Below are 10964 nucleotides of genomic sequence, written 5' to 3'. Positions count from 1 at the left end.
GCGTGATGGTGACTTCAAGCAGGCCGGTCGTCTGCCGGCCCCGGGATCAGCGAAGGATCGCCGACGCGTCCTGTTTCTCCGTCAGAGCGGCACAAAGCAGGGTCGACTCGCTGGTCTGCGCCAGCCCGCGTTCGGCACCGGTGACATCCTTGGCGCGGGTCTTGAAGAACGCCTGCAAGCGATTGGCCTCGTCCTTCGAGCAACCGCCACCGCCGATCAGGCTCGGCAGCTGGCCGCCCGCGAAGCTGCCGGTGCGTTCCACGATCTTGTCGTAGTTCGACTGCGCCCAGTTCCACGAGGCATCGCGCTGCTCGCGCGTATCGCGACCACCGCTCAACAGCGCAGCCATCTCGCCGACCTTGACCTGCTTGTTCAACGCGAAATTGCGCACCTGGATGGCCAGCGCGGGATCGTTCACTTCGCTCAAGCCGCCGAGGATGGCGTTGCGCATGGCCGGGTCGCTGGTCTGCGGCAGTTCGGCGATCAGCGCATCGACCGCGCTCTTGCCGCGCTCCTGCACGGCGACGCCGAGCGCAATACCGAGCAGATCCGGATCGGCCGCAGCAAGGTCGAGGCGGCCGTCAGGCTTGCGCTTGAGCGCGGCGTCGCCTTGCTTGAGCAGTTCGGCACGCACTTCGGGCAACTTCACGCCCAGCGCCAGTTGGGCCGCCAGCGTGTCACGCAGCAGCGAATCGGTGTCGGCCTCGCCCGGCTTGCGGTGATAGCCCAGCTGCTGCATGCGCGGCAGATAGGCGGCCTTGGCCCACTCGGCCAGCTTGGCGCGCTGCGCATCGGTCTGCGCTACATTGCGGTAGATCCAGTTGAAGCTGCCCAGCGGCGCCGTGGCCACTTCGCGCGTCTTGGACGAGGTCAGCGGCTTGAGCGCGGCGAGCACATCGGCCGCATCCAGATCGCCATGCTTGAAGCTGGCATACACCGCATCGGCGTAGGCGAGCTGCTCGGCATCGTCGAGCTTGCCCACCTGCTGGCCAAGCTTGGCCAGATCGTCCTTGGCCATGGCGAAACGGTAGTAGCCGCTGCCATTCGCGTTGGGCATCACCCAGGTCGGGTTGCTCGCGCCCGCGAGCACCATGGTGCCCTGGGCCTTGTCGAGCAGTTCGCAACTGACCTTGCTGCCATCGGCGGTGCCGTAGCGCACGCACATCGGCACGCCCCACACGCTCTTCGCATCGCCGCTGCTGCCCAACGGCAGGTAGCGGCTCTGGGTCAGGTGCAGCACGGTCTTGCCGCCTTCCTGGCTCACCTGGGTCTGCACATAAGGCACGCCCGGCTGGTTGAGGAAGCTCTTGAACGCCTGCTGGAAGTCCTGGCCCTTGTCGGCCGCCTTGGCAATCGAAGCGACCAGATCGTCCGCCGTCGCATTGCCGAACTTGTGTTGCTGGATATACGAGCGCATGCCCTTCTGGAACGTCGACTCGCCGACGTAGCCTTCGAACATGCCCAGCACCGCCGCACCCTTCTGGTAGGTGATGCCGTCGAAGGCCGTCTCGATGTCGCCATTGCCAGTGATCGGCTGGCGGATCTTGCGCGTGGTGACCAGGCTGTCGCCATTCATCGCGCCCTGCGCACCGCGCACGCGGTCGAGGTCGGCGCGGTATTCCGGATGCACATTCTGGGTGACCTTCTGCTGCATCCAGGTCGCGAACGCTTCGTTGAGCCACAGGTCGTCCCACCAGCCCATGGTCACAGTGTCGCCCGTCCACTGGTGTGCCAGCTCATGCGCGGTGACGTTGAACGAACCACGCACGTAGTTGGCCGGGGAATCCGGATCAATCAGCAACAGCCAGTCGCGGAAGGTGACCAGGCCCGGGTTCTCCATCGCACCGGCAGAGAAGTCGGGCGCGGCGAGCAGGTCGAGCTTGTCCCACGGATAGCCAAAGCCGTAGTAGTCCTCGAGCGTGTGGATGATGCTCGGCGTTTCGCCCAGCACATGCTGCATGCGATGGCCCTCGCCCTTCGCCGCGATGCCGCGCAGTTCGGTGGCTTGTGCGCGGTACTGGGTCGAGGAGATGTCCGGGCCCTTCACCACGTCCCACGGGCCGACGCCAAACGCGACCAGATAGGTCGGCAGCGGCTGCGTCTTGGCGAAGGTCAGCGTCTTCCAGCCATCACCGGCGGCCTCTTCCTTCAGCTGCTTGGTGTTGGCGATACCGACTTCGTCATTGGGGACGGTCAGGCGAATGTCGAACGTCGTCTTGAACGAGGGTTCGTCGAAACCGGGGAACGCGAAACGCGCACTGATCGGTTCCATCTGCGTCATCGCATACGGCTGGCCTTCGTGGCTTACCTTGTACAAGCCCTGCAGCTGCTGGTTGAGCGGCGCGCTGTAGGTGATCGCCAGGCTCAGTTCCTGCGGCGCCAGCTGGCTGTCAAAATCGATGCGCACCACGCCTTCTTTCGGCGCCACCTCTACGTACTTGCCCTGATGCGCCTTGCCGGCGGCGTCGGTGATGACGACTTTGCTGACCTTCAGCTCGCGACCATGCAACCACAAATGATCGGTCGCCTTTTCCAGCTTCAGCTTGATCGTGGTGGTGCCGGTGAAATCCTGTTGGCGCGGATCGACCTTGAAGTCGAGCTGATACGACTCGGGCATGGCCCAGCGCGGCAGCTTGCCTTGCGGCTGGTCATTGGCGGCCGGGACGGCAAAGGCGGCACCGCAGCAAGCGGCAAGGGCGGTAAGGACGAACGGGCGAACGAAGCGGCGCATGGTGCGTGGGCACTCCTGGGACAAATAAACGCCCACGCTAGGGGCTGCCATGACGAGCGACACAGTGCCAGAAGACATGGCGCACATTGTCGAAACTGATGAATACCATCACAATCCATAGACATGACCTATCAGCACCGTGTGGACGCTCATCTATGAACCTGCGCGACCTGCACTACCTTGTAGCCCTGGCCGAGCACCGGCATTTCGGGCGCGCCGCCGAGGCCAGTTTCGTCAGCCAGCCCACGCTCTCCACGCAGATCAAAAAGCTGGAGGAAGAGCTTGGCGTGGCGCTGGTGGAGCGCACGCCGCGCAAAGTGCTGCTGACCGAAACCGGTCGCGAAATCGCCCGCCGCGCACGTGGCGTGCTGTCGGAGATCGACGAGATCAAGGCGATTGCGCAGCGCACGCGCGACCCGGAATCGGGCACCTTGCGACTGGGCATCTTCCCCACGCTCGGCCCTTACCTGCTTCCGCATCTCGTGCCGCTGGTGCGCAAGCACTTCCCGCGACTGGAGCTGCTGCTGGTCGAAGAAAAAACCGAGCAAGTGGTGAAGATGCTGCGCGAGGGCGCGCTGGATGTCGGCGTGCTTGCCCTGCCCTTGCACGAGGACAGCCTGCACGCCGAATTTCTGTTCGAGGAACCGTTCGTGCTCGCCGTGCCCGACGATCATCCGCTGGCGCACAAGCGCACCCGGCTGAAACTCGACGACCTGGCAGATGCAAGCCTGTTGCTGCTGGAGGACGGCCACTGCATGCGCGACCAGGCGCTGGAGGTGTGCCAGCTCGCCGGTGCCGGCGAACGCTCCGGCTTCCGCGCCACCAGTCTTGAAACCTTGCGCCAGATGGTGGCGGCAAACGTGGGCATTACCTTGCTGCCGACGCTGGCCATCAAGCCACCTATGTCACGCACCGACAATGTGCACCTGATCGAATTCTCCGGGCACGCGCCTAGCCGGCGCATTGCGCTCGTGTGGCGCAAGAGCTCGTCGCTGGGTGTGTTCCTCGAGCGTTTCGGCGATGTGATCCGCAGCTTGCCGCCGGAGCTGCTGCAGCCGAACCTGAGCGAAGCCAAACCTGCCAAGCGCGCCGCGCCCTGAGTCACCCATGCCACGTTTTCTCCTGATCGGCCTACTGCTGATTGCCGGCCTCGGCGCGGCTCACTGGTGGCGGGCGCGCCCGCTCACACCGGGCTCCGGCATCCTGGCGCCGGATGCGCCTACACAAATCGATCTCGAACAGGGCACCACGCTACAGCGTGGTGACATCACACTCGTCACGCGCGCGCGGTTTGAAATGACTGCGCGCGTGCTGTCCCGCGAGGACTACCACCTCGATGCAGGCGCCAAGTTGGTGCCGGTCGATCTCGCCATGGGCTGGGGCCGCATGTCCGACAGCAGCGTGCTGGCCCGCATCGAGATCAGCCAGGGCAACCGCTTCTATCACTGGCACGTCGACACGTTTCCGATTCCACGTCGGGAAATCGAGACGTCCAGCGCCAACATGCACATGATCCCCGCCGACAACATCGTGCGTGACGAACTGGAGCGCGTGCGCCCCGGCGAAGTCGTGCATCTCGAAGGGTTTCTGGTCGACGCCAGCCGCCCGGGCGGCTGGCGTTGGCGAACATCAATGACGCGCGACGACACCGGCGATGGTGCCTGTGAGCTGGTTTTTGTAGAGAGCATCGCACCGGCAACGCCCTGAGCCGTCGAAAACGTCAGATCACCCAATGAGAACGCGCAACGCGCGCTCAGTAGCGCAGCAAGGCATGCAACGGCGCGTCGTCTTGCCAGCGGCTGCGCCCCTGCAGGGCGGCCAGTTCGATCACCACACTGGCCCCCACCAGCCGCGCCCCGAGCTTTTCCACCAGGGCTCGCGCCGCGGCCACCGTACCGCCCGTGGCAAGTACATCGTCCACGATCAACACTCTTTCACCCGGACGCAGCGCATCGTTGCGCGCCTCCAGTCGATCGACGCCGTATTCCAGCTCGTAGTCCACCGCAACCACCGGCGGTGGCAGCTTGTTGGGCTTGCGCAGCGGCACAAAACCCGCGTGCAGCTTCTGCGCCAGCGCGGCGCCGAAAATGAAGCCGCGCGACTCGATACCGCATACCGCCTGCACGCCACTGCCCTGCCACGGTTCGGCCAACGCATCCACGCAACGCGCAAAACCACCGGCATCGGCGAGCAGGGGCGTGATGTCACGAAAGACGACGCCCGGCTTGGGGAAGTCGGGTACAGCGCGGATCAGTGCCCGGATCTGCGTCAACGAACTGTCCACCTGGTTCACTCCTGTGCCCGCCTACGGGGGCGTTGCGCGCCTAACAGAATACCGCCCAGGCCGGCCCAGCCCTGCGATGTGCTCGAGCTATGGAATGGGTTCAACCGAATGCGGGGTGCGTTGCGTCCGGATCCTCGTCCGATTCGTCCATGGCGAGGCGGGCCTCGACCAGGGTGCGCTCGACCTCGCGCACGATCCGCTCCGCCGCGTCCACGCTCGCTTCCGGCACCAGCACGGCCACGTAATCCAGCGCCGGCAGCTGTCCTACCGCCCCGGTCAGGTATTCGCCCGAAATAAACGCGGGGATGTCGGAACGCTCCAGGGCGTCCTTCACCAGGTGGGCGTCGATCAGGGTTTCAGCTCGGTATGCGATGCGCATGGGGGCACGCTAGCGCTGTGGGAGGGGATGGGCAAGTTTTTGCTCTTCATCCGGTTGATCTCGGCGGATTTCCGATACGTTGTGGCCAGCTTGCTCGCCTGCGGCGGGCTTCCGTCCTCCTGCCGGAGGCCGGGTTACTTCTCTTTGGCCACGCAAAGAGAAGTAACCCGGGCCGCGGCAGCGGCTCGGAAGCCCGCGGCAGGCGAGCCAGGTCGCGGTCACATCACAGCAGAGCGAAAGGCACTGAATGACCGGCCTCGCTGTTACAGCTGGATCAGTAAGGCCACTGTTGAGAGCCGCTGGGATGGCGGCCGAAGCGTATTGCCGAGATGGCGAGCCAACCGACCTCGCCGCCTACTTCCCACCCGCTGAAACCCCACAAAACACCCCCACCTTGGACAAGGTAAACTTGGGCGTTTCCGCCACCGCGTACGAGTTGTGAGTCCCGATGTCCACTGAAAACGCCGCCATTGAACCCATTGTCTCGTCCGCCGCAGCGCAGGCCGAGGGTCAACGCGCTGATGTGCAAAGGGATTTCATCCGCCAGATCATTCGCGAGGACTTGGCCACCGGCAAGCATCACGCCATCCGCACGCGCTTTCCGCCCGAGCCGAACGGTTACCTGCATATCGGCCACGCCAAGGCGATCTGCCTGAACTTCGGTATCGCTTCGGAGTTCACCGGCTGGTGCAACCTGCGCCTGGACGACACCAATCCGGGCAAGGAAGACCCCGAGTTCGTCGAGGGCATCAAGGACGACGTGCGCTGGCTGGGTTACGAGTGGCATGACCTGCGCCACGCCTCGGACTATTTCGAGGTGTTCTACGACTCGGCGATCAAGCTGATCAAGGACGGCGTCGCCTACGTGGACGACCTCAACGCCGAGGACATGCGTGCCTACCGTGGCACCTTGACCGAGCCGGGCCGCAACTCGCCGTTCCGCGAGCGCAGCGTGGAGGAGAACCTCGATCTGTTCCGCCGCATGCGCGCGGGTGAATTCGACGATGGCGCCAAAACGCTACGCGCAAAGATCGACATGACCTCGGGCAATATGAACATGCGTGATCCGGCGATCTACCGCATCCGCAAGATCGCCCACCAGAACACCGGCGACGCCTGGCCGATCTATCCGATGTACGACTACGCGCACTGCCTGTCGGACGCGCTGGAAGGCATCACCCATTCGCTGTGCACGCTGGAGTTCGAGGACCATCGTCCGCTGTACGACTGGTTCGTCGACAAGGTCGACCTGGTCAACCATCCGGAGCTGTGGCAGCACCTGCGCGAAGGCGGTTTTCGCACCGAACCGGCCAAGCCGCGACAGATCGAATTCTCTCGCCTCAACCTCTCCTTCAGCATCACCAGCAAGCGCAAGCTGGCCCAGCTGGTGAACGAAAACCTGGTGGATGGCTGGGACGATCCGCGCATGAACACACTGCGCGGCCTACGTCGTCGCGGCTTCACCCCGGCTGGCCTGCGCCTGCTGATCGAGCGCCTGGGCGTAAGCAAGCAGAACAGCATCATCGACTACTCGATCCTCGAGAACTGCATCCGCGAAGACCTGGACGCGACCGCGGCGCGGCGCATGGCCGTGCTGGATCCGCTCAAGCTGGTGATCACCAACCTGCCCGCGGATCACCAGGAAACGCTGGTGTTCTCCAACCATCCCAAGGACGAGAGCTTTGGCACGCGCGAAGTGCCGTTCTCCCGCGAGCTGTGGATCGAGCGCGAGGACTTCGCCGAAGTGCCACCCAAGGGCTTCCATCGCCTGAAGCCGGAGGGCGAAGTGCGCCTGCGCGGCGTCGGCATCGTGAAGTGCGAGGAGATGGTCAAGGATGCCGATGGCCACGTCACCGAGCTACGCTGCACGCTCGACCTCGAGTCGCGCCAGGGCTTGCCCGGTGCGGACCGCAAGGTGAAGGGCACCATCCACTGGGTGAGCGCGAAGCATGGCGTGGCGACCGAGGTGCGTGTCTACGACCGCTTGTTCAACGTGCCGGCCCCGGACGACGAATCCGACGGCAAAAGCTGGATCGAGCACATCAACCCGGAAGCCAAGCGCGTCGTGCACGCCTGGCTCGAGCCTGCCGCGGCGATCGCTGCGCCGGAACAGCGCTATCAGTTCGAGCGTCTCGGTTACTTCGTGGCCGATCGCATTGACCATCGCGCTGACGCGCCGGTGTTCAACCGTACCGTTACGCTGCGCGACACCTGGGCCAAGCAGGCTGGCTGAAACCCGCGTTATAAGGAGATACGCATGCTGCGCCTGCAGATTCACCTGACCTTGCCACCGTGGATCGGCGACGTGGTTGACACGGGTAAGCGCTACATCACCGACCAGGAACGCGTGGGGCTCGCCATCGAACTGTCGCGTCACAATATCGAGCACGGTCACGGCGGCCCGTTTGGCGCGGCGGTGTTCCATGCGGATGGACGCCTGGTTTCCGTGGGCGTGAACCGCGTCGTGCCGCAAACCTGCTCCGTCGCGCACGCCGAAATGATGGCCTTCATGAGCGCCCAGCAGCGCCTGGCCAGCTACCGCATCAATGAAGACGGCGGTCGTTACGCGCTCGCCACCAGCGCCCAGCCGTGCTGCCAGTGTTACGGTGCCACCGTATGGGCCGGCATCGACGAGCTGTTGATCGGTGCACGAGCGGAGGATGTCGAGGAACTCACCGAGTTCGACGAAGGCCCCCTGCCCGCCGACTGGACGGGTGAACTCGAACGCCGCGGTATCGCGGTGCGCCGCGACATCCTGCGGGAGCAGGCGCGCGACGTGCTGGCCGTCTACGGCCGCAGCGGGCAGCCCTATTGAGCCGCCTGCGCGCCGCGCTGCCCCTGATCCTGCTGGTGCTGGCCGGCATCGTGCTGTTCAGCTCCGGCGTGCTCGATCGCCTGCATCCCGAGCAGCTGGTGACGCACCAGGCCCAGCTGCGCGCGGGTATCGCCGATAGTCCCTGGCTCAGTCGTCTTGCCTATATCGGCCTGCTCACCCTGGCCATGTCGACGGGCATCCCGGGCACGGTGATCATCATCATGGCGGGCGGCTTCGCCTTCGGTACGCTTGAGGGCAGCATTTATTCCTCCATCGGGCTCACCCTGGGCACCCTGATCCTGTTCCTGGCCAGCCGCTACGCGTTCGGCACCGGCAGCAAGCATCCGCCTGCCCTTGTGGACAAGGTGCACCACGGCTTTGAGCGCCATCCCACGGCCTACACCATGTTCCTGCGCTTCGTGCCGGTGGCCCCGTTCGGTCTTGTCACGGTCGCGCTGGCCTGGCTGCGCTGCCCGCTCTGGCTGTTTCTTGGTGCGAGCTGGTTGGGGGGCACGGTCTCCCTGATCTTCGAGACGTCCATCGGGGCCGGCCTTGGCGAAGCACTCGCCCGCAGCCATGGCCACTTTGGAGCGAGCCTGTTGATGCAGCGCGCGGTGTGGATCCCGCTCAGCGCTATCGGCGTGCTGGCCCTGCTGCCCCTGCTGGTCGAACGTATCAGCCGCAGACGCCGGAGCGGAGCATCGCCCTCAGCGAATACCCAGGACCAATGATGGGTATGCCCTCGACCAATAGGATAGCTGTCCTACTCGGCGAATCGCGCTAGGCTGACACCCCTCGGCGCACGAGTGCCGAATGGGGTGACGGCCAATGGGTGCAGGGGCGAACTCCCGGGCGGTGCGGTGGTGGCGGCGCACGTCGCTTATGCAGCGATTCGCGCTGGTTGCGCTCGTGCCAACGATGGTCACGGCCACGCTGCTGGTCACCATGCTCACCCGGAGCCAGTTGATCACCTTGCGCGACATGGCGCAGAACACCGCTGGCGCCATCGCGACGCAGGCAGCCTCGGTATCCACCACCCCCCTGCGCGACATGCAGCGCCGCGAGTTGGTGCGCATTGCCGAATCGATTGGCGAATTGCCCCATGTAGCGCGTGTGCAGATCCGCGCGGCCGATGGCGAGATCCTCGCCGACAGCCTGGGCCGCAGCGGAGCGGGCACCACTGAGAGCCTGACCGTAGTACGCGACGTCGTCGACAGCGACCAGCCCGGACACCCGGTACTCGGTTCGGTGCTGGTGGACGTCAGCCTCAGCAACGCCATCTCCGCGCAACAGGCCAGTCTGCGCAATGCGCTGATCGCACTTTTCGTCAGCCTGCTGGTGGCTTCCGTGATCGCGTGGCAGGCGGCGCGCTGGATCAGTGCGCCGCTGCGCCGCCTCGTCTCGGCCGTGCACCAGCTCGGTCGCGGTGACCGCCACGTCGAAGTGGAGGTCACCGACCAGTCGGAAATCGGTGAACTGCAGCGCGGCTTCAACAGTGCCGCGCTGGCGCTGTTCGACGTACAGCTCAGCATGGAACGGGAGATCGAACACGCGACCGTGGAACTCGCACGAAAGAACGCGGCGCTTGAGGCGGCCAGCGTCGCCAAGGCCCGCTTTCTGGCCGCGGCGTCACACGATCTACGCCAACCCCTGTATGCGCTGACCCTGTTCTCCTCGTCGTTGGCGGTGGACGAGCGCGATCCGGTACGGCTGGATCGCATTGCACACATCCAGGAGTGCGTGGAAGCACTCGATCACTTGTTCAGCGAACTGCTCGACCTCTCGCGCCTTGAAACCGGCGCGATGCAGATTGAGATCGCGGAATTCCCTCTCGACCAGGTACTGCAGGAAGTAAGCCGCAACTTCCGCATGATTGCCGAGCAGCACGGGCTGCGGCTGATCATGCGCGCAACCGACGTGTGGGTGCGCAGCGACCGCACCATGCTGGCGCGCATCCTCAACAATCTGGTGAGCAACGCGCTGCGCTACACCAACAAGGGCGGCGTCCTGGTGGTCGCGCGCCGCCGTTGTGACGGCACCGTTCGCCTCGACGTGTGGGACACCGGCAGCGGTATCGCACCCGAGCACCAGGCGCGCGTATTCGACGAATTCTATCGTGTGGAATGCCACGGCACCAACGAGCACGATACCGGTCCACGCCGCGGCCTGGGCCTGGGACTGGCCACCGTGCAGCGCCTGGCGGAACTGCTGGATACGCAGGTATTGCTGAAGTCCCACCCCGGACGCGGCAGCGTCTTTTCCTTTCATCTGCCCGAGGTCCCAGCGCAGGTGGTTTTCGACACGCCGGCGGAGGAGACGCCGATGGATGTATCGGGTATGCGCGTGTTGGTCATCGACGATGAACCGGCCATCCTCTCCGGCATCCGTTACCTGCTGCGCAGCTGGGGCTGCGATGTCGCCATCGCCGAGGATCGGATACAGGCCTTGCAGGCAGCGGAAGAATGGCCTGCGCCACCCGACATCGTGATTTCAGACCTGCGCCTGCGTGACGGCGAGAGTGGCCTGGACGTATTGGCGGCGCTGGATCAGCTCTATGCGCGCGACGGCCACGCGCCCTTCCCGCGCCTGCTGATCACCGGTGAAACGCGCAGCGATCGTCTTCGCGAGATCATGGCCGCCAATATCCCCGTGCTCTACAAGCCGGTGTCACCCGAGCAACTACGCGAAGCCATGATGGTCGCCTGGAATGTCGCCCGCGCCACGGCTGCCTGAGCCACGGACCTGACGACGCAGC

9 protein-coding genes are annotated in these 10964 nt (G+C 64.9%); 6 read left to right on the top strand and 3 right to left on the bottom strand.

The window, feature by feature from the left end:
* Positions 1-46: 46 nt before the first annotated feature.
* Positions 47-2731, bottom strand: a complete 2685-nt coding sequence (locus OUZ30_RS04210) for a M1 family metallopeptidase (RefSeq protein WP_266180933.1) — start codon at positions 2729-2731, stop codon at positions 47-49.
* Between the two features lie 155 nt (positions 2732-2886).
* Between OUZ30_RS04210 and oxyR the strand changes: the two genes are divergently transcribed.
* Positions 2887-3831, top strand: a complete 945-nt coding sequence (oxyR, locus tag OUZ30_RS04205) for a DNA-binding transcriptional regulator OxyR (protein WP_266180932.1) — start codon at positions 2887-2889, stop codon at positions 3829-3831.
* A gap of 7 nt (positions 3832-3838) precedes the next feature.
* Positions 3839-4438, top strand: a complete 600-nt coding sequence (locus tag OUZ30_RS04200; RefSeq protein ID WP_266180931.1) for a hypothetical protein — start codon at positions 3839-3841, stop codon at positions 4436-4438.
* Positions 4439-4484: 46 nt separating this feature from the next.
* On the opposite strand, the gene OUZ30_RS04195 is transcribed toward OUZ30_RS04200, so the two are convergent.
* Both OUZ30_RS04195 and OUZ30_RS04190 read right to left on the bottom strand, forming a co-directional pair.
* Complete coding sequence (locus OUZ30_RS04195; protein ID WP_425601475.1) at positions 4485-5015, bottom strand: adenine phosphoribosyltransferase; 531 nt, start codon at positions 5013-5015, stop codon at positions 4485-4487.
* A 100-nt stretch (positions 5016-5115) separates the two neighbouring features.
* The gene (locus tag OUZ30_RS04190; protein WP_266180930.1) at positions 5116-5394 is read right to left on the bottom strand and encodes a putative signal transducing protein; all 279 of its coding nucleotides are present in this window, start codon (positions 5392-5394) and stop codon (positions 5116-5118) included.
* A gap of 448 nt (positions 5395-5842) precedes the next feature.
* Between OUZ30_RS04190 and OUZ30_RS04185 the strand changes: the two genes are divergently transcribed.
* From OUZ30_RS04185 to OUZ30_RS04170, 4 genes are all read left to right on the top strand, one after another.
* A complete protein-coding gene (locus OUZ30_RS04185; protein ID WP_266180929.1) occupies positions 5843-7627 on the top strand; it encodes a glutamine--tRNA ligase/YqeY domain fusion protein in 1785 nt (594 codons plus the stop codon).
* 24 nt (positions 7628-7651) lie between these two features.
* Complete coding sequence (locus OUZ30_RS04180) at positions 7652-8209, top strand: nucleoside deaminase (RefSeq protein WP_266180928.1); 558 nt, start codon at positions 7652-7654, stop codon at positions 8207-8209.
* Positions 8206-8940, top strand: coding sequence for a TVP38/TMEM64 family protein (locus OUZ30_RS04175; protein ID WP_266180927.1), 735 nt, complete (start codon positions 8206-8208; stop codon positions 8938-8940). Before OUZ30_RS04180 ends, OUZ30_RS04175 begins: the two co-directional genes overlap by 4 nt.
* Before the next feature lie 151 nt (positions 8941-9091).
* Complete coding sequence (locus OUZ30_RS04170) at positions 9092-10942, top strand: ATP-binding response regulator (RefSeq protein ID WP_266180926.1); 1851 nt, start codon at positions 9092-9094, stop codon at positions 10940-10942.
* Positions 10943-10964 lie beyond the last annotated feature (22 nt).

This window comes from Dyella humicola (assembly GCF_026283945.1).
GTDB lineage: Bacteria > Pseudomonadota > Gammaproteobacteria > Xanthomonadales > Rhodanobacteraceae > Dyella > Dyella humicola.
Note: the sequence above shows the minus strand (reverse complement) of the source record. Positions and strands in the feature narration are given on the sequence as shown.